The organism is Agrobacterium vitis, from assembly GCF_014926405.1.
In the GTDB taxonomy this organism is placed as follows: Bacteria; Pseudomonadota; Alphaproteobacteria; order Rhizobiales; family Rhizobiaceae; genus Allorhizobium; species Allorhizobium vitis_H.
In genome coordinates, this window is record NZ_JACXXJ020000005.1 from 3,410,829 (window position 1) to 3,434,940 (window position 24,112).

General features: G+C 57.6%; 23 protein-coding genes, 1 tRNA gene and 1 riboswitch. Of the genes, 18 read left to right on the top strand and 6 right to left on the bottom strand.

Annotated features, from left to right (window positions below; translation table 11 throughout):
• The first annotated feature begins 48 nt into the window (after nt 1-48).
• Complete coding sequence (locus IEI95_RS27115; RefSeq protein ID WP_194417230.1) at nt 49-336, top strand: hypothetical protein; 288 nt, start codon at nt 49-51, stop codon at nt 334-336.
• A 558-nt stretch (nt 337-894) separates the two neighbouring features.
• Here IEI95_RS27115 and IEI95_RS27120 read toward each other — a convergent pair.
• From IEI95_RS27120 to IEI95_RS27135, 4 genes are all read right to left on the bottom strand, one after another.
• Complete coding sequence (locus IEI95_RS27120) at nt 895-2,724, bottom strand: ABC-F family ATP-binding cassette domain-containing protein (protein ID WP_156538226.1); 1,830 nt, start codon at nt 2,722-2,724, stop codon at nt 895-897.
• 3 nt (nt 2,725-2,727) lie between these two features.
• The gene (locus tag IEI95_RS27125) at nt 2,728-3,387 is read right to left on the bottom strand and encodes a thiamine diphosphokinase (protein ID WP_194417231.1); all 660 of its coding nucleotides are present in this window, start codon (nt 3,385-3,387) and stop codon (nt 2,728-2,730) included.
• A gap of 194 nt (nt 3,388-3,581) precedes the next feature.
• The gene (rpsU, locus tag IEI95_RS27130) at nt 3,582-3,830 is read right to left on the bottom strand and encodes a 30S ribosomal protein S21 (protein ID WP_015917494.1); all 249 of its coding nucleotides are present in this window, start codon (nt 3,828-3,830) and stop codon (nt 3,582-3,584) included.
• A gap of 35 nt (nt 3,831-3,865) precedes the next feature.
• Entirely contained in the window at nt 3,866-4,135 is a 270-nt protein-coding gene (locus IEI95_RS27135; protein WP_060718741.1) for a hypothetical protein, read from the bottom strand.
• 481 nt (nt 4,136-4,616) lie between these two features.
• On the opposite strand from IEI95_RS27135, the gene IEI95_RS27140 reads away from it, so the two are divergent.
• The 6 genes from IEI95_RS27140 to IEI95_RS27165 all read left to right on the top strand — a co-directional run bounded on the left by IEI95_RS27140 (nt 4,617) and on the right by IEI95_RS27165 (nt 10,901).
• The gene (locus tag IEI95_RS27140; RefSeq protein WP_194417232.1) at nt 4,617-5,483 is read left to right on the top strand and encodes an AAA family ATPase; all 867 of its coding nucleotides are present in this window, start codon (nt 4,617-4,619) and stop codon (nt 5,481-5,483) included.
• Nucleotides 5,484-5,543: 60 nt separating this feature from the next.
• Nucleotides 5,544-5,621, top strand: a riboswitch (SAM riboswitch).
• Between the two features lie 69 nt (nt 5,622-5,690).
• On the top strand, nt 5,691-6,620 hold the full coding sequence (metA, locus tag IEI95_RS27145; protein WP_156531739.1) for a homoserine O-acetyltransferase MetA: 930 nt from the start codon (nt 5,691-5,693) through the stop codon (nt 6,618-6,620).
• A complete protein-coding gene (locus IEI95_RS27150) occupies nt 6,617-7,069 on the top strand; it encodes a GNAT family N-acetyltransferase (protein ID WP_156531740.1) in 453 nt (150 codons plus the stop codon). Before metA ends, IEI95_RS27150 begins: the two co-directional genes overlap by 4 nt.
• A 6-nt stretch (nt 7,070-7,075) precedes the next feature.
• On the top strand, nt 7,076-8,263 hold the full coding sequence (locus IEI95_RS27155; RefSeq protein WP_156538223.1) for a vWA domain-containing protein: 1,188 nt from the start codon (nt 7,076-7,078) through the stop codon (nt 8,261-8,263).
• A gap of 177 nt (nt 8,264-8,440) precedes the next feature.
• Complete coding sequence (locus IEI95_RS27160) at nt 8,441-9,451, top strand: aldose epimerase family protein (protein WP_194417374.1); 1,011 nt, start codon at nt 8,441-8,443, stop codon at nt 9,449-9,451.
• 169 nt (nt 9,452-9,620) lie between these two features.
• On the top strand, nt 9,621-10,901 hold the full coding sequence (locus tag IEI95_RS27165) for an MFS transporter (protein WP_156531743.1): 1,281 nt from the start codon (nt 9,621-9,623) through the stop codon (nt 10,899-10,901).
• Nucleotides 10,902-11,086: 185 nt separating this feature from the next.
• Here the strand turns inward: IEI95_RS27165 and IEI95_RS27170 are convergent.
• Nucleotides 11,087-11,161: transfer RNA gene (locus IEI95_RS27170), tRNA-Gly, on the bottom strand.
• A 305-nt stretch (nt 11,162-11,466) separates the two neighbouring features.
• On the opposite strand from IEI95_RS27170, the gene IEI95_RS27175 reads away from it, so the two are divergent.
• The 4 genes from IEI95_RS27175 (at nt 11,467) to IEI95_RS27190 (ending at nt 14,234) form a co-directional block, all read left to right on the top strand.
• Nucleotides 11,467-11,976, top strand: coding sequence for a prolyl-tRNA synthetase associated domain-containing protein (locus IEI95_RS27175; RefSeq protein WP_194417375.1), 510 nt, complete (start codon nt 11,467-11,469; stop codon nt 11,974-11,976).
• A 185-nt stretch (nt 11,977-12,161) separates the two neighbouring features.
• A complete protein-coding gene (gene trxA, locus IEI95_RS27180; RefSeq protein ID WP_156531744.1) occupies nt 12,162-13,160 on the top strand; it encodes a thioredoxin in 999 nt (332 codons plus the stop codon).
• 177 nt (nt 13,161-13,337) lie between these two features.
• Nucleotides 13,338-14,012: an LON peptidase substrate-binding domain-containing protein gene (locus tag IEI95_RS27185; RefSeq protein WP_015917484.1), complete on the top strand. Its 675-nt coding sequence runs from the start codon at nt 13,338-13,340 to the stop codon at nt 14,010-14,012.
• A gap of 33 nt (nt 14,013-14,045) precedes the next feature.
• On the top strand, nt 14,046-14,234 hold the full coding sequence (locus IEI95_RS27190; protein ID WP_015917483.1) for a Trm112 family protein: 189 nt from the start codon (nt 14,046-14,048) through the stop codon (nt 14,232-14,234).
• A 50-nt stretch (nt 14,235-14,284) separates the two neighbouring features.
• On the opposite strand, the gene IEI95_RS27195 is transcribed toward IEI95_RS27190, so the two are convergent.
• Nucleotides 14,285-15,499 carry a ubiquinone biosynthesis hydroxylase gene (locus tag IEI95_RS27195; RefSeq protein WP_156531745.1) on the bottom strand — a complete coding sequence of 405 codons (1,215 nt, stop codon included), beginning with the start codon at nt 15,497-15,499 and terminating at the stop codon, nt 14,285-14,287.
• Nucleotides 15,500-15,585: 86 nt separating this feature from the next.
• On the opposite strand from IEI95_RS27195, the gene tesB reads away from it, so the two are divergent.
• From tesB to IEI95_RS27230, 7 genes are all read left to right on the top strand, one after another.
• On the top strand, nt 15,586-16,470 hold the full coding sequence (tesB, locus tag IEI95_RS27200; protein ID WP_156531746.1) for an acyl-CoA thioesterase II: 885 nt from the start codon (nt 15,586-15,588) through the stop codon (nt 16,468-16,470).
• Between the two features lie 219 nt (nt 16,471-16,689).
• Complete coding sequence (locus IEI95_RS27205; RefSeq protein ID WP_015917480.1) at nt 16,690-17,040, top strand: P-II family nitrogen regulator; 351 nt, start codon at nt 16,690-16,692, stop codon at nt 17,038-17,040.
• 28 nt (nt 17,041-17,068) lie between these two features.
• Nucleotides 17,069-18,427: an ammonium transporter gene (locus IEI95_RS27210; RefSeq protein WP_015917479.1), complete on the top strand. Its 1,359-nt coding sequence runs from the start codon at nt 17,069-17,071 to the stop codon at nt 18,425-18,427.
• A 291-nt stretch (nt 18,428-18,718) separates the two neighbouring features.
• Nucleotides 18,719-21,346, top strand: a complete 2,628-nt coding sequence (locus tag IEI95_RS27215; RefSeq protein ID WP_194417233.1) for a DNA translocase FtsK 4TM domain-containing protein — start codon at nt 18,719-18,721, stop codon at nt 21,344-21,346.
• Nucleotides 21,347-21,466: 120 nt separating this feature from the next.
• On the top strand, nt 21,467-22,129 hold the full coding sequence (locus tag IEI95_RS27220) for an outer membrane lipoprotein carrier protein LolA (RefSeq protein WP_194417234.1): 663 nt from the start codon (nt 21,467-21,469) through the stop codon (nt 22,127-22,129).
• Nucleotides 22,130-22,263: 134 nt separating this feature from the next.
• Nucleotides 22,264-23,067 carry an exodeoxyribonuclease III gene (locus tag IEI95_RS27225; RefSeq protein ID WP_194417235.1) on the top strand — a complete coding sequence of 268 codons (804 nt, stop codon included), beginning with the start codon at nt 22,264-22,266 and terminating at the stop codon, nt 23,065-23,067.
• Between the two features lie 28 nt (nt 23,068-23,095).
• Complete coding sequence (locus IEI95_RS27230) at nt 23,096-24,004, top strand: HEPN domain-containing protein (protein ID WP_194417236.1); 909 nt, start codon at nt 23,096-23,098, stop codon at nt 24,002-24,004.
• Nucleotides 24,005-24,112: the final 108 nt, after the last annotated feature.

The following is a 24,112-nucleotide window of genomic DNA, read 5'->3' on the forward strand; positions in this document are numbered from 1 at the left end:
TTCCTGGAGCGTCCTTGGCGCTGGAAATGGTCCCACTAGAGGCTGGATATGATCGAATTGACACCCACGCAGATCCGCGGATTGAAGCTTGCCAAGGAAGGCGATCTGTATCCCCAGCCGCTGAAGAAATGGACGCATTTGAACGCCGAGGTTACCTATTCCCGGACCGACCGTTTCAAGGAACGGCCGCAGAAGATCAAGTTCCTCACCACCACGACCGTGACGGAATTGACGGACCTGGGCCTGCTGGAACGGTGCAATACCGCAGAAGAAGTTGATCAGGATTCGCGCCGGATTACCATGGCCGGCAAGATGTGGCTGCTCAAAACCAAATAATGGTTACTGCATCATTCTTTAAACCGGAATCGGTTTAAAGAGAAAATTATGCAAAAATATAAAGAGCGACGGTGAACCTTTGTGCGCCATATAGAGCATGTCGCGCAAAAGTGTGCAGCGGTTTTGCGGTAACGACATGCGTAAAAACAAAAACTTAAAGCGTGTTGCTTGAGGCTGATAAGCCGCAACACGCTTTAGAGTTTGTCAGGGAAAAGTGGAATCCGGTTTTCCCGAAAAGACAAACGAAAACAAGAGAATCTAGAGTCTGTCTGGTTCAATCTGAACCTGACAGACTCTAGGGCGCACAGCGCTGTAGTGATGCCAATGCCTGGAGATGTCTTTGTGCCTCCAGGCATTGGGAATGCACGGCTTCATGCTACACATGTAATACCAAGTCTCTGACATGCTGACGCATCCTCGACTTGAAGGCATTACAAATATCTCAAATGCATCAATCGCTTGAGATATTTGCAAAAGGAATACGAAGAGTCATCTTCAATGACTCTTCGTATAAAGCGCTACAGCGACCTTTGCGCAGGCTGCTATAGAGCGCTTGGGTTACCCCTCCAGTTCTTCGCGCAGCATTTCCAGTTCCAGCCATTCCTCTTCCATGCGGGCGATGGACTGACGTAGCGCTTCCATTTCGGCGGCGAGCTTGTTGAATGTGGCGGGGTCCTTCACGAACAGATTGGGATCGGCCATTTTTGTCTCGCGCAGCGCGATCTCTTTCTCGGCCTTTTCCATTTCCTTCGGCAGGTTTTCCAGCGTGAATTTCTGCTTGAAGGACAGTTTTCCCTTGGTCTTGGCTGTCGTATCGGCGCTTTTCCCGCCGCCCTCCTGCGTCTTGGCTTTTTCTGCTTTTTCCACGCGCTTGCGCTCGTCTTCCACACCCCGGCGCTGCGCCAGCATGTCGGAATAGCCACCGGCATATTCGATCCAACGGCCATCCGGGGCCTCCGGATTGGCGGGGGCGATGGTCGAGGTCACGGTGCGGTCGAGGAAATCACGGTCATGGCTGACGAGGATGACGGTGCCGGAATAGCTGGTGACGATTTCCTGAAGCAGGTCCAGCGTCTCGATGTCGAGGTCGTTGGTCGGCTCGTCGAGGATCAGCAGGTTGGAGGGCTTGGCCATGATCCGTGCCAGCATCAGCCTGGCCCGCTCGCCGCCGGATAGGTTGCGGATCGGGGTGCGAGCCTGTTCCGGTTGAAACAGGAATTCCTTCATATAGCCGGTCACATGTTTCTGCTCGCCATTGACCAGCAGGTTTTCGCCGCGTCCGTCGGTCAGGTAATTGGCCAGCGTGTCATCAGGGTTCAGATCCTCGCGCTTCTGATCGAGCGTGGCAATTTCCAGATTGGTGCCGAGCTTGATCGTGCCTTCGTCAGGCGAGAGCTGGCCGGTCAGCATTTTCAACAGCGTGGTTTTGCCAGCGCCATTCGGGCCGACCAGGCCGATACAGTCGCCGCGATGCACGCGGATTGAAAACGGCGCGATAATCGTCCGCTCGCCATAGGCCTTGGTGATCTTGTCGGCCTCTATCACCAGCTTGCCGCTTTCCTTGCCCTCGGTGGCGCTGGCAAGGATCGTTCCCTGCGGACCTTTATGGCCGCGATAGTCGGCGCGCAGGGTCTGGAGGTTGCCAAGCCGGCGCATATTGCGCTTGCGCCGTGCCGTTACGCCGTAGCGCAGCCAATGTTCTTCGCGCTCGATGGCTTTGCCCAGCTTGTGCTGTTCGATCTCTTCTTCTTCCAGCACCTTGTCGCGCCATTCCTCGAAATGGCCAAAGCCACGCGCCAGACGGCGCGACAGGCCGCGATCCAGCCAGACGGTTGCGGTCGAGCATTTCTCCAGAAAGCGACGGTCATGGGAGATGAGGACAAGGGCGCTGCGGGTCTTGCGCAACTCTTCTTCCAGCCATTCGATGGTCGGCAGGTCGAGATGGTTGGTCGGCTCGTCCAGCATCAGAATGTCGGGTTCCGGCGCCAGCACCCGGGCGAGGGCCGCACGGCGCGCTTCACCACCCGATAGGCTTTTCGGATCTTCCTGACCGCTCAGGCCCAGATGTTCCAGCAGATAAGTGACCCGGTACGGGTCGTCGCCCGGACCAAGCCCGGCCTCGGCATAGGCCTGCACGGTGGCGTGACTGCCGAAATCCGGGGCCTGTTCGAGATAACGGATGGTGGCCGAGGGATGGCGGAACACTTCACCCGATTGGGCCTCGACCAGACCGGCGGCGATCTTCATCAGGGTGGACTTGCCCGACCCGTTGCGGCCAACAAGGCAGATGCGATCGCCCGGTTCCACTTGCAGGCCAGCGCCGTTGAGCAGCGGTGCGCCGCCGAAGGACAGGAAGATATTGTCAAGTTTCAGGATTGGCGGTGCCAAGGGTCACGCTCCGGTCATGTCATAAGGGCGGGCAAGGATCACGGCATCTCCGCTGCCAAGCGACAGCGTTACCGGACCTTCGGCCACATTGGAAATGGTGCGGGACGATCCGAACGGCAGATCGAAACCCTGCAATGGATAGCGCGCGCCGTCGATGGTGAGGCCTGCCAGCGCGGAAAAGCCGAGAATGGAAAACAACGAACCCTGCGGCAGGTCCAGTGTCATGGTTTTACCCGGCAGAAGCGGCCATGCCTCCTCCTCACCGGATGTGAGGTGCAGATCAAGTCCCTGGGCCGCCAGCGCCACCGCCAGCAGCAGATGCATCATCGCATGGTCGGATCGTTCTCCTCCGAGCGCGCCCGCCAGCAGGAGAGAGGTCGCGCCGCGCTTGCGGGCTTCGTCAATGGCGATTTCACCATCTGTGAGGTTCTTGCGAGCGGGATAGGGAAGGCGCGGAATATCCGGAAACCGGTCTGCGGGAAGATCGTCGGAACTGTCGAAATCGCCCACCCAAAGCTCAGGTGTCAGTCCCAGCGGTTCGGCATGGCGCATGCCGCCATCTGCAGCGATAGCGCGGGTTCCTGCAACGGTGCCGAGCAGCCGGGGCGTGATGGCGAGGGGACCGCCGAGCAGAATGGTGAAGGTGCTTTCCGTCATGGCCATGCCATAACGCATCTGAGGCCAAAAGCAAAAGGCGTTCCGTGATCAACGGAACGCCTGCGGCATTTTCCAGTCCGATTGCCCGAGGCACGGTTGGCTTCAGCCCACTGACCTGGAACAAAGGATTCGAGACCTGCACGGATTTGCCCGGTCTCGATTTTATGGCCAAGGGGGATATACCCCTTGCCCTTCGGCCCTTACCCTTGGGCGCGGGGAGCAAAAACTTTTTTCTTCGGCGCAGGCAGAAGGCCCTCGCGCTGAAGCTTCTTGCGGGCCAGCTTGCGGGTGCGGCGCACGGCCTCGGCCTTTTCGCGGGTCTTCTTTTCCGACGGCTTTTCATAGGCCGAACGGGCCTTCATTTCACGAAACAGGCCTTCGCGCTGCATTTTCTTCTTCAGCACGCGCAATGCCTGCTCAACATTGTTATCCCTGACGAGTACCTGCACTGTCTCTCCTTTGATGGTTGAGGATGATAATCTGGTTATTTCGAATTGACGGGCGCCAGCCAGGCGGCACCCGGCTTTTGTGTTTTTGAGGCCGTGCCGGACCGTGGTGAACGGCTGACATCGATCTCGTCCTCGGCAATCGACCGGTCGAACGTTTCGCTTTCGAAGCGCACCCGATACCGTCGCGCACCCTGGGATTCCGGCAGGGTGGCAAGCACCTTGCACACGCCGACCGACCGGGAGAGCCTGACGGGACCGTCTTTCAGGACGACCATGTCGCCTGTCTTGTATAAATGCGCCGTCATGCCGGTCTCCTTGCAGGATTACTGCTCACGGATCAAATGCCGAAACGAAAATGCGCCGGGAAACCGCTTTGGTTTCGCCGGGGCGAAAAGATGCGGACAACAGTGCGAACGGCGCGGTGCGGATTTTTGCAGAGCTGTGCGCCGATATCGGCGCTCACGTGTCGCTGCAAAAAAGGATAGTCCCTGCTCAATCCTGCCATCGAACCGCACCCAGTTCAGTGGCACAGACAAAAACCGGAACGTCCGGCCTTGCAGTTCAGTCAGGCAGAGGAAAGTTTAACTCATGCCCATTCGGGGCCAAAGCGCTTTCCTGCCGGAAAAGGTGACCCCATCCTGAATGGTCGAGCAGGATGTGGGGGCCAAACTGGCAGATTTCAAACAAAATACAAGCTTTATTTGTGAAGAGATTGGCCTGCACTGGCTTGTCGCGGGCTGTGCCGCTGATTACTTTCACCGAAATTCACGATGAATTGGAGAGATCATGCCATTTGCCGGGCAATTCACCGGAAGCGCGGATTATATCGCCGACAAGGACCTGACGGTGGCCGTCAATGCGGCCATCGCGCTGGAACGGCCGCTGCTGGTCAAGGGTGAGCCAGGCACCGGCAAGACCGAGCTGGCCCGCCAGGTTGCCGCGGCTCTTGGTCTCGACATGATCGAATGGACGATCAAATCCACCACCAAGGCCCAGCAGGGTCTTTACGAATATGATGCCGTGTCGCGCCTGCGCGATAGCCAGCTGGGCGATCCGCGTGTCAGCGATATCGGCAATTATATAAGGCGCGGCAAGCTCTGGGAGGCTTTTGCGGCGGGGAGAAAGACCGTGCTGCTGATCGATGAGATCGACAAGGCCGATATCGAGTTTCCCAACGATCTGTTGCAGGAACTGGATCGAATGGAGTTTCACGTTTATGAGACCGGCGAGCGGGTGAAGGCGCAGGTGCGCCCGATCGTCATCATCTCCTCCAATAATGAGAAGGAACTGCCCGACGCCTTCCTGCGTCGGTGTTTCTTCCATTATATCCGCTTTCCAGATGCCGAGACGCTGGCGCGGATCGTCGAGGTTCATTATCCCGGCATCAAGCAGCGCCTGCTCCAGGCGGCCTTGACCCGGTTTTACGAAATCCGTGAAACGCCGGGCTTGAAAAAGCGTCCATCGACCTCGGAAGCCCTGGACTGGATACGCCTGCTGGTGGCCGATGAGGTCGATCCCGCCGATCTGCGCAACGACGCCACCAATGCCCTGCCGAAACTGCATGGGGCGCTTTTGAAGAATGAGCAGGACGTGCATCTGTTCGAGCGGCTTGCCTTCATGGCCCGCCGGGATGGAGCGCGGGACGGACGCTGACCCTTGCTGCGGTGCAGCTTATGTTTTCATTGATTCGTAACGGGTGAAGGCGTAAATAAGCGCCTGTCTCGTGGTGATTTGGCCGGCCGGCTTGCAGCCACGTAAAATAAATTGCTAAAGGGCCGAGGCAAGTTATCCAAGACTTTCCGAGGCCGATGGCGATAGCAAAGCTGCCGCACCGTGCCGTGACAGGAAAGTTTAAAGCCGATGCCGATCAAGATTCCCGATACGCTCCCCGCCTTCGACGCCCTCGTTCATGAGGGTGTGCGGGTCATGACGGAAACCGCAGCGATCCGTCAGGATATTCGCCCGTTGCAGATCGCCCTGCTCAATCTCATGCCCAACAAGATCAAGACCGAGGTGCAGTTTGCCCGGCTGATCGGCGCATCGCCATTGCAGGTGGAACTGACCCTGGTGCGGATTGGCGGGCATAAGGCCAAGAACACGCCCGAAGAGCATCTCCTTTCCTTCTATCAGACCTGGGAAGAGGTGAAGCACCGCAAGTTCGACGGACTGATCATTACCGGTGCGCCGGTGGAAACACTGCCCTTCGAAGACGTCACCTATTGGAGCGAGATGCAGCAGATTTTCGACTGGACGCAAACCAATGTCCACACGACAATGAATGTCTGCTGGGGGGCGATGGCGGCGATCTATCACTTCCACAAGGTGCCGAAACATGGGCTGAAGGAAAAAGCCTTCGGCGTGTTCCGCCACCGCAATCTGGCGCCGTCCTCCATTTATCTCAACGGCTTCTCGGATGATTTTCAGGTGCCGGTGTCTCGTTGGACCGAGGTGCGTCGCGGCGATATCGAAAAAGTACCGAACCTGAACATCCTGATGGAATCCGATGAAATGGGTGTCTGCCTGGTGCAGGAGGACAAGGGCAATCGGCTCTATATGTTCAATCACGTCGAATATGATTCCACCTCGCTGGCGGATGAATATTTCCGCGACGTCAGCGCCGGCATCCCGATCCGCCTGCCATATGATTACTTTCCCCATAACGATGATACACTGACGCCGCTCAACCGCTGGCGCAGCCATGCGCATCTGCTGTTTGGAAACTGGATCAACGAAATGTATCAGACCACCAGCTATGATTTGAACGATATCGGCAAGGGGCGCGGCATATGACTGGGGATCTTCTGGTCCGTCCCCTGACTGTTGACGACGAGGCAGACTGGCGTCGCCTGTGGCGCGCCTATCTCGCCTTTTACGAAACGGAACTGCCCGAAGAGATCTATGCGACCACCTTTGCCCGGCTGACGGGGCAGGGAACTGGCGAATTTCGCGGGTTTCTGGCTGTGGCCGGAGGGAAGGCTGTGGGCCTTAGCCATTATGTCTTTCATCGGTCCTGCTGGTATATTGCCGATGTCTGCTATCTTCAGGATCTCTATGTCGATCCTGAGGTGCGTGGGCTTGGCATCGGCCGGGCGCTGATTGCAGCGGTCAATGCTGCGGCGGCGGAAGCAGGCGCGGGTAAGGTCTATTGGATGACCCAGGAGTTTAACAGCACGGCCCGGCGCCTCTATGATCAGGTGGCGGACAAGACCCCCTTCATCATCTACCAGCAACCGCTCTGAGCGCCGATGTTCCTGCCTTTCTTCCTCAAGCTCAAACAAGAAAAAGTCCCGGTCTCCCTCGGGGAATATCTGGCCTTGCTGGAAGGGGTGCAGCGCGGCCTTGTCGATTTCGACATTGAGGCTTTCTACTATCTGGCGCGCACGACGCTGATCAAGGATGAGCGGCATATCGACCGTTTCGATCTGGCCTTTGCCGAATGTTTCAAGGGGTTGGAAGCGACTGGTGGGCCGCAGCCGGGTGTGTCTGAGATCGCTCTGCCGGAAGAATGGCTGCGCAGGCTGACCGAAAAACACCTGTCCGAGGAAGACAAGAAACTGATCGAAGCCATCGGTGGTTTCGACAGGCTGATGGAAACGCTGAAACAGCGGCTGGCCGAGCAAAAGGAGCGCCATCAGGGCGGCTCGAAATGGATCGGCACGGCGGGGACCTCGCCCTTCGGGGCCTATGGCTACAATCCGGAAGGGGTGAGGATCGGCCAGGACGGATCACGCCATCGCCGCGCCGTCAAGGTGTGGGACCAGCGGGAATTTCGCAATCTCGACGATTCCGTCGCGCTTGGCACCCGCAATATCAAAGTTGCCCTGCGCCGGTTGCGGCGGTTCGTGCGGCAAGGTGCGCCGGACGAGTTTGATTTGAGCGGTACGATCCGCGCAACGGCAGAGCATGGCTATCTTGACATCAAGACCCAGGCGGAACGGCGCAATGCCGTCAAGCTGCTGATGTTCTTCGATATCGGTGGCTCCATGGACGATCACGTCAAAGGCGTGGAGGAATTATTTTCGGCAGCCCGGTCGGAATTTCGGCATATGGAGCATTTCTACTTCCACAATTGCCTTTATGAGCGCGTATGGAAAGACAATCGCCGTCGCCGGACGGATGTCATCCCGACGGAAGAGATTATCCGCACCTATGGGCCGGATTACCGGGTGCTCTTCGTCGGAGATGCGGCGATGAGCCCCTATGAGATCACCATGATCGGCGGATCGGTGGAGCATTGGAATGGCGAGCCTGGCGCGCTCTGGCTTTCGCGCATCACGGCGCATTTTCGCAAGTGTCTGTGGCTTAACCCGATGCAGCAGGAGCATTGGGCCTATACCAATTCGATCGGTTTGATTTCCCGTCTCATGGGCGGGCGCATGCATCCTCTGACGCTTGGCGGGTTGGAGGATGCGGCACGCGAGCTGTCGCGTTAATCCGGCCCGCATCGTCTATGGTGCGTTGATGTTTGCTGTAACGCCTTATGGTTGCTGGATATTTTATCTCTGATCGATTTCGGTTTGAGGAATTATGCAATAAACCTATGTGACACGGCAGAAACGATGACGCGCCCGCCTCAGGCAGGCACCGTCGATGCAAGGGTGAGGAAGCATATGCAGCGTCTGGAATTTGGCACGACCACCAAGGGTGAAACAGTAGAGCAGGTCACGCTGCATGGCGGTGGCCTGAAGGCCAAGGTGCTGACCTGGGGAGCGGTGATCCAGGATCTCAGGATGGAAGGCCATGTGGCACCGCTGGTGCTGGGTTTCGAGCGGTTCGAGGATTATGCGATCCATTCACCCTATTTCGGAGCGACGCCCGGGCGCTTGGCCAATCGCATCGCCAACGGACGTTTTACCCTTGATGGTGAAGACTATCAGCTGGAATGCAATGAGCGCGGCCTTACCCATCTGCATGGCGGCAGCGACGGCATTGGTAGGCGCAATTGGACGATTGCCGATCTTGACCGTGACCGGGTGGTGCTCGAGATCACCGATCCGGCGGGCCGCGCCGGTTATCCCGGCAATGCCTACATCCGGGCGACTTATCACCTCCAGGATGACGGTGTGCTGTCGGTGGTCTATGAAACCACCACGGACGCGCCGACCCTCGCCAATCTCTGCCAGCATTCCTATTTCAACCTGGATGATTCGCCTGATATGCTGGATCATGAGTTGATGATTGCTGCCGATCACTATCTACCTGTCGATGACCGCCTGATTCCGACTGGAGAGCAGCGTCCGGTGATCGGTACGCCGTTTGATTTCCGGCAGATGGGCGTCATGCGTCGCACAGAGGACGGCGTTCAGGTGCCCTTCGATAACAATTTCTGTCTGTCGCAGACACGGGTGGCCAAGCGCAGCGTCGCCATGGCCCGCAGCCTGAAATCCGGTGTTTCCATGGAAGTGCGTACCACCGAACCCGGCGTTCAATTCTACGCGGGCGTCTACCTGAATATTCCGGTTTCCGGTCTTGAGGGCCGTCGCTACGGCGCTTATGCCGGTTTCTGTCTGGAAACCCAGATTTGGCCGGATGCCATCAACCAGGCCGGTTTTTCAAGTACTGTTCTGCGTCCCGGTGAAACGCTGCGGCAGGAAACGGATTATGTGTTTTCTGTGAGCTGATGGTTTTTTGCACGGCTTTGTCCAAGGGTGTGCGGGGAACAATTAAGCGTGTAATCCTGTTTACATTACCCGTCCCCGCGGCACCCGCAGGAGGTTGCATGATTGGTTGAATCGGACCCGGTTCAAGCAGGGAATTATGCAGGAGGGGAGGGTTGTGGGAGGACATGACTTGGTTTCCGAAAAAGCACTGATTTCAAAAATCACCTGGCGGCTGATGCCGTTTCTGGGGCTTCTCTACCTGATTGCCTATATCGATCGGCAGAATGTCAGTTACGCCAAATTGCAAATGGTCGATGCGCTGGGCCTGAGCGAATATGCCTATGGTTTGGGGGCTTCGCTGTTCTTTATCGGCTATTTTCTATTTGAAGTGCCGAGTAACCTGTTTCTTGAGCGGTTCGGCGCCAGCCGCTGGTTTGCCCGCATTCTGGTGTCCTGGGGAGCGGTGACCATTGCGCTTGCCTATACCCAGAACGCGACGATGTTCTACATCCTGCGCTTTCTGCTGGGCGTCTGCGAGGCGGGGTTCTTTCCGGGCGTGCTCTATCTGCTGACGCTGTGGTTCCCAAGGGATTATCGCGGCCGGATGGTTGGCCTGTTCATGATTTTCAGCGCCCTTGCCAATGCTATTGGTGCGCCCTTGGGCGGCGTGTTGCTCGATCTCGATGGGTTCCTGGGCTATCAGGGTTGGGAGTGGGTGTTTCTGGCGACCGGTATTCCCGCGGTTCTGGCCGGTATCGTCACCTTGTTCTATCTTGCCGATACGCCGGCCAAGGCGCATTTTCTGACGGATGCTGAAAAAGCCTGGCTTCAGGCAAGGCTTGATGCCGAAAATACCGGAATGGACGCCAATGCCGACAATGGCTTCAAGGCATTGATCAATCCGCGCGTGTTGCTGATGTCGCTCTGCTATGTCGGCTTTCCGCTGGCCGCCTACGGTTTGAGCTATTGGCTGCCGACCATCGTCAAAGGGTTTGGCGTGTCCAATACGGTGAATGGCCTGATCAACATCATCCCCTGGGTTGCTGTTGCCATTGCGCTCTATATTGTGCCATCGGCGGCTGACCGGACGGAGAACAAGACGCCCTATATCGTCATCCCGGCCTTTGTCGGGGCTTTCAGTCTGGTGATGTCGGCAGTGCTGACAGACCAGGTGTTGCAATTTGCGTTTCTGTGCCTTGCCGCCGCCGGGATCTTCGCAGGCCAGCCGGTGTTCTGGAGCCTGCCGTCGCGCTTCCTGAAAGGCGCTGGCGCTGCGGCCGGTCTGGCCGCCATAAATTCGGTCGGCAATCTCGGCGGTTTCGTTGCCCAGAATGTCGTGCCATTGATCCGTGACCAAACGGGCAGCACGATTGCTCCGATGTTCTTTCTGGCAGCCTGCCTCGCCATTGCTGGCGTGCTGGTCATTATCATTGGTAGGGTGATGGGACATAAGCCGATACGGGCGACCTGACGCAGCATTCCGGTGTCGCCATTCGGAGCGCGTTTGGCGACGCCAATTTGCTATAGGCACATTTTAAGAGCTTATAGGGAAGGGTTTAACGCAGTCGGTTTTGCAGCCCAAACCACGCAGCCGGACACGGAAAACAGCGATCTCCCTTTCGGGAAATCATATTCTTGAATTCATCTTTGGAAAATTGGAGCGGGCGAAGGGATTCGAACCCTCGACCCCAACCTTGGCAAGGTTGTGCTCTACCCCTGAGCTACGCCCGCTCATTATCCACCGGTCCGGGGTAGTACGCTGAACCGTGGGTCGCTGTGTTGCGGCGACGGGCGGTATATGGCCCAACTGCTTTTCGATTGCAACAGGGAAATGACGGCGGCTCCAAGATTTTTTCCAATCTCGGCCTAAGCTATTCTGCGGCAATGAAAATTTTGAACGTTTGATGAGAGGGCGCGATAAAGGTTTGTCGAGGGACATTTGGATATCCGAATGGCGCATAAAACAGTTGAAGGATATTGCCCGATATCGTTTAACACGCAGCGTCGCCGAGACTTTATTCTGAAGCAGGACCATGATGATAGAGATTGTGCCGAAATCGCCCGCAGACCTGTTTGCATGTCTCGATAGCCTGGGTATCGAGCACCGGACAGTGTCACATCCGCCAGTCTTTACCGTGGCAGAATCGGTCTCCCTACGCGATGAGATCCCTGGCGGTCATACCAAGAACCTGTTCGTCAAGGACAAGAAGGATCAGTTCTTCCTGCTGGTGGTCGAGGAAAACGCCATTGTCGATTTGAAGACCGTCCATACGCTGATCGGTGCAGCCAGCAAGGTTTCCTTTGGCAAACCGGAAAAGCTGATGGAGTATCTGGGGGTTGTCCCGGGATCGGTGACGGCGTTCGGCGCAATAAACGACACGGGCAACAAGGTGACATTCGTTCTTGATGCAGACCTGATGCAGCATGAGATCATCAATTGCCATCCGCTGTCGAATGACGCTACAACCTCGATCGGTCTTGATGATCTGTTGCGCTTTCTGATGGCGACAGGACATGAAGCACTCGTCTTGAAAGTCACGGCTTGAGGCACGATTTAAACGCTTGCAGGGTTTATTGAAATCCAAGGAACCCTGTAAAGATCATGTGGCCGGGACAAGGGCTGCGATATCTGTTGCGGTATGAAACGGAACTTGCGGACGGTGGAAATAAGGCGGCACCTGGAATGCGTTTGCAAAACGCCCGGGCTGTCATGAACAGGCGGGAGATGGTGATGAGCAATTCTGGTAATCCATATGGCGGCTCCTATGGCGGGCAGATGACGGCGAATGCGCAATTTGGCGCAGCACCTGCTGCGGCAGCGCCAGCGTCTGCAGGAGCAGCGCCCGCTGGTGGTCTGATCAAGGATACGACGACCCAGGGCTTTGCCAAGGATGTGCTGGAAGAATCCCGCCGCCAGCCGGTCCTGGTGGATTTCTGGGCACCCTGGTGTGGCCCCTGCCGCCAGTTGACGCCGATCATCGAAAAGGCGGTCAATGAGGCCAAGGGCAAGGTCAAGCTGGTCAAGATGAATATCGACGACCATCCGGCCATCGCCGGTCAGCTTGGTATCCAGTCCATTCCTGCCGTCGTCGCTTTTGTCGATGGCCGTCCTGCCGATGGCTTCATGGGCGCGCTGCCGGAAAGTCAGGTCAAGCAGTTCATCGACAAGCTCGGTGGCCCGGACGGCGGTGCCGATCAGGCAGCGGAAATCGAGGCTGTGCTGGCAGAAGCCAAGGGTCTTTACGACGACGGCGATTTCGACGGCGCTGCCCAGCTCTATGCGGCGGTCATGCAGGCCGATCCGGAAAATGCCAGGGCGGTTGCCGGTATTGCCGAATGCATGCTGGCCCTCAACCAGCATGAACGGGTGCGCCAGATTGTCGATGGCTTGCCTGAAGAGTTGGCCAAGGCCGCCGAAATCCAGGCCGTGGCCAAAAAGCTGGAGCAAATCGAAGAGGCCCGCAAGCTGGGTGATCCGGTGGCGCTGGAGCAGCAACTGTCGCTTAACCCTGACGATCACGAGGCGCGGCTGAAGCTCGCCAAAATCCGCAATGTAGAGGGCAAGCGTGAAGACGCAGCCGATCATTTGCTGTTGATCATGAAAAAAGACCGGACCTACGACGATGATGGTGCGCGTCGCCAACTGGTTGAATTTTTCGAGGTCTGGGGTCCGAAGGACCCCGCCACCATTCAGGCTCGGCGCAAGCTGTCTTCGATCCTGTTTTCGTAACGGGCTTGCAGGCAGAGAATGGGACGAGCCCTGTTCAAGGACTGAACCCTATACGTTCGGACGGGCGGAAGTTGTGTTCTGTGGCAGGCGCATCTTGAGATTTGCCGGGCGCATGCCACATTATAAGGAATCAAAGAGCGACAGGGCATTGGCTCGGTGCTCTTTCAGGAGGTTGTAATGCAGGTCGGCAATGCGCGATATCTGACGGCGGCTGATTTTCCGGAGACATTGCCGGTTTTTCCGCTGGCAGGAGCTCTTCTGCTGCCCGGTGGGCAATTGCCACTGAATATATTCGAGCCGCGCTATCTGGAAATGTTCGATGCCGCGCTGCGCAGCAATCGGCTGATCGGCATGATTCAACCGGCATTGACCGAGCCCTATGAGATTGCTACCGGCATTCCGGCCCTCTGCAGCATGGGATGTATCGGTCGGATCACCTCTTTCGCCGAGACAGGCGATGGCCGCTATATTCTGTCGCTGGGTGGAATCTGCCGTTTCCGGCTGAGCGAAGAGCTGAAAACCACCCATCCATTCCGCACGGTGCGAATTTCGCCGTTCATGGCCGATCTGGCGGCTGAAGGCCAGGAAAACAGCGTGGATCGGGAACGGTTGCTCGCGGTGTTCCGAGCCTATCTCGATGCCAACAAGCTGGAAGCGGATTGGGAGAGCGTCCAGCGCGCCAGCAATCTGACCCTGGTCAATTCTTTGTCGATGATGTCGCCTTTTACGCCTGCTGAAAAACAGGCCTTACTGGAGGCCACCGATCTGCATAGCCGCACAGAAACGCTGATTGCCATTACCGAAATTTATCTGGCACGCGGTTTCGGCGATGTGGAGCCGGTTTTACAGTAACGGTGAATGGGCAGAAGATGAAGGAGCGCAGCCATGGACCAGCGGATGAACGGTGTCGATCCGAAAATGCTGGAATTGCTTGTCTGCCCGCTGACCAATGGCCGCTTGACCCTTAACCGGGAAAACAACGAGTTGGTCTCGGAAAAGGCACGGCTTGCTTACCCCATCCGCGATGGCATTCCGATCATGCTGGTCTCGGAAGCCCGCAAGATTGAAGACTGAAGGCGCTGTCGGGAGACCATTGACCCCGCCAGCGCCTGCCAGATCGTTTGTCAGATCGCCTGACCGGTCAGAAGTTTGGGGCCGCCCTTCACCGCTGTTCCTGCCGCCTCGGAAATGAAATAGCTTTTCAGTTTTGGCAGCCGTTCCACCAGGCCCAATCCGAAATCCCGAACGATTCTTACCGGCGTAATATCGTTGGAAAACAGCCGGTTCAGCACGTCGGTGGTAACGCCCATGCGGAATGTGTCGAAGCGGCGCCAGGTCTGGTAGCGTTCCAGAACGGTGATATCGCCGATATCGAGGCCGAGGCGATCGGCATCGACGATTGTTTCCGCCAGCGCCGCCACATCCTTGAAGCCAAGATTGAGACCCTGGCCGGAAATCGGATGAATACCATGGGCGGCATCCCCTGCCAGCGCCAGCCGTGGTCCGATGAAAGAGCGGGCCAGCGTCAGTCCCAGCGGAAAGGCCCGGCGGTCGCCGGTAGCGCGGATAGAGCCGAGTTTGTGGCCGAAACGGCGCTCCAGTTCGGTTTCGAACATCAGATCGTCCTCGGCCACCAGCCGGTCCGCATCCTCGCTGCGCTCGGTCCAGACCAGCGATGAGCGATTGCCGGTCAAGGGCAGGATGGCAAAGGGTCCGGCGGGCAGGAAATGTTCCTCTGCCACCCCTTCATGCGGACGCTCATGTTCGACCGTGGTGACAATCCCGGACTGGCCATAGGCCCAGGTGACGGTCTTGATCCCCGCCATGTCCCTGACGCGCGAGCGCACGCCGTCACAGGCAACAACCAGACGGCAGTCAAGGGTTGTGCCATCGGAAAGCGCGACTTCGGCCTTATGGCCTTTCACGGAGAAGCCTGCGGCTTTCACGCCATGGCGGATGGAAATTCCCGCCACACCGGCAGCATCGAGAAGCGCGCCGACCATGGCGACATTGGGCACCATATAGGCGAAGGGCTTGCCCTCCTCGACTTCGCCGTCAAAGGTCAGGTAGACGGGCCGGACCGGATCGCTGGTGCGCGAATCGGTAACGATCATCCGGTTGATTGGCTGGGACTGCGGCTCAATCGTGCTCCAGACGCCGAAAACCTCCAGCATTTTGGTGGCTGCCGCAATCACCGCCGAGGCCCGTGGGTCCTTGCGCCACTGGCCTTCGGGGGCTGCTTCGATTACCGTCACCTCCAGATGCGGCGCGGCGCGCTTGACGGCGAGCGCCGCCGAGAGACCGACATATCCGCCTCCGACTACAACCAGATCCGCCATCATCTACTCCCTTACAGCTTGTATCGTGCTTCGGGTCTTATATAGATCAGTTGGACCCGACTTCCTACCGCCGGAGCTTTTCCAAAATGCCGCAGACAGAAAATTCCGCCACACCGATGGAAAAACTGATCGAAACGCTGAACCTGGAGGCATTGGAAGTCAATTTGTTCCGAGGCACCAGCCCGCAGGTCGGATGGCAAAGGGTGTTCGGTGGCCAGGTCATCGCTCAGGCCTTGATGGCAGCCCAGCGCTGTGTCGATGATGAGCGGTATGTTCACTCCTTGCATGCCTATTTCTTGCGTCCCGGCGATCCGACGGTGCCAATCCTCTATCAGGTCGAGCGGACCCGTGACGGCGCCAGCTTTTCGACCCGTCGGGTCGTTGCCATCCAGCATGGCCAGATGATATTTTCGATGTCGGCCTCTTTCCAGCAAGAAGAAGAAGGCTTTTCCCACCAGCTCGTCATGCCGAATGTGACCCCACCGGAAGGGTTGATGGGCGAGCGGGAATTTCGCGAAATGTTTCTGTCGCAAGCGCCCGCCCATATCCGGGCCTATTGGGCAAGAGAGCGGCCGGTGGAATTTCGCCCCACCTCCTTCCTGCATTATCTGACAAAGGACAAGCTGGAACCAAAGGCCGATATCTGGGTGCGTATGACCGGTGTTGTGCCGGATGATCGCCGCTTGCAAGCCGCCGTGCTGGCCTATCTCTCGGACATGACGCTGCTGGATGTCGCGCTCTATGCCCACGGAGTGTCCGTCTTCGACCAGCGGATCCAGGCCGCCAGCCTTGACCATGCGATGTGGTTTCACCAGCCCACCAAGCTGGATGACTGGCTGCTCTATTCCCAAGACAGCCCCAGCGCGTCGGGTGGCCGGGGAATGACCAGAGGCTCAATTTATACGCGGACAGGCCAGCTGGTTGTTTCCGTTGCCCAGGAGGGCTTGATTCGGAAAAAGGCAAATGATTAAATTTTGTGCGATTTTTTGAATTTGCACAAAAAAAACCATGTTTTCGCCCATTCCTGTGCCTTTTTTTTTGGTGTTCTCCATTATAGTCTTTTTATTTCAATAGCTTACCGGTCTCCTGAAACTTGGCACACGGTTTGAATGTAGGATGACAGTCGCTGCCCCCTGTCGTAGGTCGGCGTCGAGGAGAGACGGCGTTATTCGCCGAGGATAAACCAGAGGATGGGAAACCAGATGAAGATTGTGATGGCCATTATCAAGCCGTTCAAGCTGGACGAAGTGCGCGAAGCACTGACGGCTGTCGGTATCCAAGGCCTGACCGTCACGGAGGTCAAGGGATATGGGCGGCAGAAGGGGCACACGGAAATTTATCGCGGCACGGAATATGCCGTGAGCTTCCTGCCCAAGCTGAAGATCGAGGTCGCAGTGGCGACGGATGTTGCCGACAAGGCGGTGGAAGCGATCGCCTCGGCTGCCAAGACCGGTCAGATCGGCGATGGAAAGATTTTCGTCTACGGAATCGATCAGGCGGTGCGTATCCGTACCGGTGAAACCAATACCGAAGCCTTGTAAGACCGGCCGTCAAGGGGAGTTCATATACATGTCGTTTTCCACATTCAAATCTCAAGCCTTGCGCCTCGGGGCTGCATCGGCGGCCTTGATGGCGCCAGCGATCGCCTTTGCGCAGGATGCAGCGCCAGCCGTTGCGGCGGCAGCTGCTCCGGTTCCCGACAAGGGCGATACCGCCTTCATGTTCCTGTCCACCATCCTCGTTCTGTTCATGGCCGTTCCCGGCCTTGGCCTGTTCTACGGCGGCCTGGTGCGCGCCAAGAACATGCTGTCCGTGCTGATGCAGTGCACCGTCATTGCCGCCATGGTGATGATCGTCTGGGTCATTTATGGTTATTCCTTCGCCTTCGGCGGCGGAGAAAGCCCGTTCTTCGGCGGCTTTGCCAAGATGTTCCTGGCTGGCGTCGACACCACGACAACGGCTGCTACCTTTAGCAAGGGCGTCGTCATTCCTGAATATATCTTCATGCTGTTCCAGATGACCTTTGCGGCCATTACGCCTGCCCTGATCATCGGCGCCTTCGCGGAACGCATCAAGTTCTCGGCTGCGATCCTGTTCTGCCTGCTTTGGGTCACCTTCGTCTATTTCCCGGTCGCCCATATGGTCTGGGATGCCAAGGGCTATCTCTTCGGCCTCGGCGCCCTTGATTTTGCCGGCGGCACAGTCGTTCACATCAATGCCGGTGTTGCCGGTCTGGTCGGTGCGATCCTGGTCGGCAAGCGTACAGGCTATGGCAAGGACATGATGGCCCCGCATTCCATGACGCTCACCTATGTGGGTGCCGCCATGCTCTGGGTCGGCTGGTTCGGCTTCAATGCTGGCTCCAACCTCGAAGCCTCCGGTGGTGCGATGCTGGCCACCGTCAACACCTTTATTGCCACGGCTGCGGCTATCCTGTCCTGGTGCGTGGTTGAATCCTTCACCCGCGGCAAGGCCTCGATGCTGGGCGCTGCCTCCGGTATGATTGCTGGCCTCGTTGCCATCACGCCTGCCGCCGGTATCGTCGGCCCGATGGGCGCAATCGTCATGGGTGTGATCGTTTCGCCGCTCTGCTACTTCTTCGTCTCTGTCGTGAAGAACAAGTTCGGCTATGACGATACGGCTGACGTGTTCGGCGTCCACGGCATTGGCGGCATGTTCGGCGCTATTTCCACCGGCATTTTCGCCAGCGCTTCGCTGGGTGGCGTCGGCTATGTCGGCGAACAGACGATGGGCGGCCAGGTCATGGTACAGCTTCAGGCCGTGGTCATCACGGTCCTGTGGACCGGTATCGGCTCTGCGATCCTCTACAAGATCGTTGATGTGATCGTTGGTCTGCGTGTGCCGGTTGAAGCCGAGCGCGAAGGTCTCGACCTCGCCTCTCACGGTGAAGCTGCTTATCACTCCTGATCTCTGTCGCTCCCCATATGGGAGCCGATCAAGGTGTTTCGTTACCAGAAAACCGACCCGGGCCTCGTGCCCGGGTTTTTTGATTCTGGAAAATCGCGCTCTATATACGATTATAGCGAAAGACTGGTTGCGCCACGTTGTGAGGCTGGCTTTCGCCCGGATGGGTTATCCATGGTTAAAGGAGCGTTAACCCGTGTTCTGGTAATCTCACTTTTCGCAAGCCGGTTCGGGTCCTGCCCGGCGTATCCGGTTTCCAAGTTTTGTTGAAATTGCACTGGCAGGCGAACACCTATGAGCAGAAGCACGCTAGCGATATTGGAAGAGCGGTCGCCTCGGATGATCGTGATGGGTTTCATCATGCGGCAATGCCTGGCTCTGCTAGGCTTTGCCTTGTTCCTTGGGTTGGTGGCGGCCATTGCCGCGCTGGCCACCTGGAATGTTGCCGATCCCAGTTTTTCCTATGCGACAAGCCGCGCGCCCACCAATATTCTCGGTTATCCCGGTGCCGTCTTTGCCGATCTTGCCATGCAGTTTTTCGGACTGGCTTCGGTTGCAGCGCTTTTACCAATTCTAGCCTGGTGTCTTTCGCTGATTTCGGGCCGCAAGATCACCCGCCTGCCGCGCCGTCTGGCCGCCTGGGGCACTGGGGCGGTTGCGGGTGCTGCCGTGTTCGGCTGTTTTCCGCCGCCCGGCACCTGGCCTATTCCCAACGGGATCGGTGGGGTGATCGGCGACATGATCCTGCGCTTTCCCGCACTGTTTGTCGGAGCCTATCCGACCGGAACCTTTGCCATGGTGCTGGGCGTGATCTTCATCGCCCCGATGCTGTGGCTGATGCTGTTTGCTGCCGGTATCATCGGCAATGAAGAGGATGATTTCGAAGCGGAAATTCTGGCGGCCCGTGCAAGCTCGCAGGCGGGGTCGCGCAAGAGCAAGGCCGTGCCTATCGTTGATGAGGATGAAGACGATGATGACCGTACCGGGCCATTCGCGCTGGCTGCTGGTGCGCTTGCCCATGTCTGGTATACCGGTCATGCCCGGATGCGGCGTCTCGCCGGTTTGAAGCCGCAAAGGCGCGAGCGGTCTAATTTCGACCAGCCCTATGATTTCAACGATGATGTGGTTGTGCCGGTTCAAGCTGGACGACCCGACCACCGCGCCGATCCGTCCTTTGAGCCGGGTGAGCGGAGTGCGGGCCGTCGCCGTATCGCGCCGCCGCCGGTGTCGCCGGACGACGCGCATGACGAGCCACCCTTTGACCTGCGCACCCGTGGGCGGTCCGCTGATGACATCTTATTCGACGATGAAGACGAAGACCGGGCTGCAAAGCCTTCTTCCCGCCGCGCGGCGGCTCCTGCTGAGCGTCCTCGCCCTGCTCCGGTTGCTGGTCCAAGAGGTGCGCGCGGTTTTCAACTGCCCTCGGTTCAGCTTCTGGCCGAACCACGCGCCGTTGCCAAGGATGCCAGCCTGTCTGCTGACCAGCTTGAGCACAATGCCCGGACGCTGGAAGGCGTGCTGGAGGATTTCGGCGTCAAGGGTGACATTATCGAAGTGCGTCCCGGTCCGGTCGTTACACTTTATGAGCTTGAGCCGGCGCCAGGGATCAAATCATCCCGCGTTATCGGTCTTGCCGATGATATTGCCCGCTCGATGAGCGCCATTGCCGCCCGTGTTGCCGTTGTGCCTGGCCGCAACGCCATTGGCATTGAATTGCCGAACAGAACCCGCGAAACCGTCTATCTGCGGGAAATGATCGGTAGCCGCGACTTCAACGGTTCGACAGCCAAGCTACCGATGGCGCTGGGCAAGACCATTGGCGGTGAACCTGTGATCGCCGACCTCGCCAAGATGCCGCATCTGCTGGTGGCCGGTACGACCGGGTCGGGCAAGTCGGTGGCGATCAACACCATGATCCTGTCGCTGGTCTACCGGTTGCCGCCGGAAAAATGCCGGTTGATTATGATCGATCCGAAAATGCTGGAACTGTCGATCTATGACGGCATTCCGCATCTGCTCTCGCCTGTCGTTACCGATCCGAAAAAGGCTGTCGTCGCCTTAAAATGGACGGTGCGCGAGATGGAAGAGCGCTACAAGAAGATGTCGAAGATCGGCGTGCGCAATATCGACGGCTTCAACAGCCGCGTCGAGCAGACCATCGAAAAAGGCGAGGTTCTGACCCGTACCGTGCAGACCGGCTTTGACCGGCAGACCGGCGAGGCCATGTACGAGACCGAGACCTTCGATTTGCAGCCCATGCCCTATATCGTTGTTATCATCGACGAGATGGCCGACCTGATGATGGTGGCGGGCAAGGATATCGAAGGCGCGGTGCAGCGACTGGCGCAGATGGCGCGCGCGGCGGGCATCCACGTGATCATGGCGACGCAGCGGCCTTCTGTCGATGTGATCACCGGTACCATCAAGGCAAACTTCCCGACCCGGATTTCCTTCCAGGTTACGTCCAAGATCGACAGCCGTACTATTCTGGGCGAGCAGGGCGCTGAACAGCTGTTGGGCATGGGCGACATGCTCTATATGGCTGGCGGCGGGCGCATCCAGCGCGTTCACGGACCTTTCGTCTCGGATAATGAGGTGGAAGACATCGTTGCCTATCTGAAAACTCAGGGCGCGCCGGATTATCTTGATGCCGTGACTATTGACGAGGACGACGACGAAGGTGGCGGACCGGCAGGGACCGGCAATCTGGCCGAATCGGACGATCCTTACGACCAGGCCGTCGCCGTCGTGCTTCGGGATGGAAAAGCCTCGACCTCCTATGTTCAACGTCGGCTGGGCATCGGCTATAACCGCGCCGCATCGCTGATCGAACGTATGGAGCAGGAAGGCATTATCGGCCCGGCCAACCACGCGGGCAAACGCGAAATCCTCGTTCCGACGGAAGCTGACATCGAGCGGTGACGGCGACATGCTGGTGTGGAACGTCCAGGCGCTGAAAGGCGTTTCGGCGTTCACGATCCGGTGTTTGTCACCATGGCGCCCGGTTTGCGCTGTAGGAATCAGGGGCAAAAGGAGAAAAGAATGCAGAAGAAGACGTTTGCCCCGGCAGGCATGACAGGGATGATTGGCCGCCGGGGATTTATCGGCTTGGCGGCTGCGGGCATCGCTGTTGTGGCCACAGGCGCCACAGTGTCACCCGCATACGCTCAGGCCCAGGCCAGCGCCGCCCAGAGGATTGCCGATCATTTTGCCTCGGTGAAAACCATGATGGGTGAGTTCGTGCAGTTTGGCCCGCGCGGTGAACAGACAGCTGGAAAATTCTATATCGAACGACCCGGCAAGCTGCGTTTCAACTATGAGCAGCCCTCACCGATGCGGGTGATTTCCGATGGCCGCAACGTCGCGATCGGCAACCTGAAAATGAAGACCTGGGATGTCTATCCGCTGTCGAAAACGCCACTAAGCCTGCTTCTGTCCGACCGCATCGATCTCGGCCACCAGATGGTACGGCAGGTCAAGGAAGAGCAGGACCTGACCACGATCGTGCTGGGGGATAAGTCGATTTTCGGCGACCAGACGATCACGCTGATGTTCGACCCGAAGACGTTCGAGCTGCGGCAGTGGACGGTGACCGATGCGCAGGGCAAGGACACGTCGGTGATGATCTTTAACGTCCAGCAGGGCGTCAATTTCGATGAAAAAGTCTTCGAAGTTCCCTATGACGATATCCGCAATCGCGGCTGAGCGGCGGTTGATCGACCTTTACCGGCGCGAGGCTCGAAATCTGGAGATTTCGGGCCTTTTCACTGTCAAAATTCTACGAGTTTGCATAAAGGGATGAGCAATGCCGGATCTGTTCGGCGCTGAAGGATCTCGTCATGACTTTTTCCCTGACCACCTGGAATATCAATTCGGTGCGGCTGCGCATGCCGATCGTCGAGCATTTTCTCAAACTGCGCCAGCCGGATATTCTCTGCCTTCAGGAAATCAAATGCCAGAACCATGAGTTTCCGTTAGAGGCGTTTCAGGCGCTGGGCTATCCCTATGCCATTCTGCATGGCCAGAAGGGCTATCATGGCGTTGCCACCGTCTCGAAATTTCCTTTGACCGAAGATCACCGGCAGGATTACTGCGGCGTCGGTGACAGCCGCCATATTTCGGCGATTTTCGAGTGGAACGGGCGGCGTATTCGCCTGCATAATTTCTATGTGCCAGCGGGCGGTGATGAGCCCAACCGGGAGATCAATCCAAAATTCGGCCATAAGCTGGATTTTGTCGAGGAAATGAAGGCGCTGTCGGCCAGTGCCGAGCCGGAGACGTCCGCTATCCTGGTTGGCGACCTGAATATTGCACCGCTGGAGCATGATGTCTGGTCCCATAAAGCACTGCTGAAGATCGTCTCCCATACCCCGGTGGAAACCGCAGGCCTGCTTGACGTGATCGACCGGGGTGGCTGGGTGGACCTGATGCGCCAGCTGGTCGATCCATCGCAAAAACTCTATACGTGGTGGAGCTACCGCGCCAAGGACTGGGACAGCGCCGACAAGGGCCGCCGCCTCGACCATATCTGGTCATCACCAGATTTGTTGCCGTCGCTGAAAACCATCGAGATCTTGCGCGAAGCGCGCGGCTGGGAAAAGCCGTCCGACCACGTGCCGGTGACGGTGCAGTTCGCGCTTTGATGTCAATTTGAGTGCAACGGAGGGGTGGATGGATCAGGACCGGCTCAATCATCTGCCCGCCCGCAAGCAGCGCGAGCTGCAGCGGGTGGTCCGCATTCTCTTCGATGAATTTGAGGCCGCGCAAAAGGGCAGGCTTTCCGATAAAAACAAGGGCGGCCGTATCCTCAAGCTGATCCTGTTCGGCTCCTATGCGCGTGGCGATTGGGTCGAGGATCATGCCAGCGGCTATTATTCCGATTATGACCTGCTGGTGGTGGTCAATACCGAGGTTTTTGCCGACGAGGATGAGTTCTGGCGAGGTGCGGAAGAGCATCTGACACGGGAGGAAGTGGCGACCAAGCGCTTGAAAACTCCTGTTAGTTTCATCGTTCATTCCCTTGAGGATGTGAATGATCGTCTGTCGCGTGGCCAGCCCTTCTTCATCGATATCGTTCGTGACGGCATTCCGCTCTATGAAGCGCCGGGTTTTCCACTTACGACACCAAAACCTCTGGACCTTGAGGCGAGACGGGTTCAGGCGCAGGCTTATTTTGACGATTTTTTTCTGGATGCATCCCGCCAGTTTGAGCTGGCATCAGAAGCGATGCTCAGAGGTTATCACAAGCAGGCAGCTTTCCAGCTTCATCAGACAGTTGAGCGGCTTTATCACTGCTTGTCTTTGGTGTTAACGCTATACACTCCCAAGCTGCATGATCTTAAAGAATTACGATCAAGAGCTGAAGGCCTTGATGCACGATTGATTGAGGCTTGGCCGCGCAATAGCCGTTTTGCTCGCCGATGTTTCGAAAGGTTGCGTCGCGCTTATGTCGAAGCCCGTTACTCGTTAAAATATGAGATTGCGGATGAGGAATTGGCTTGGCTGGTAGAGCATATCACACAGTTGCAGTGTGCGGTCGAACTGGCCTGCAAGGAGCGGTTGGAGAACCACGATATATAGAAGTATCAGTAATTGCTGTGATTGATTGGCGACGGTACATGATATTGTCGCTTCGATATGCCGTTTACCCCCCTCTGCCTTGCCAGGCATCTCCCCCTCAAGGAGGGA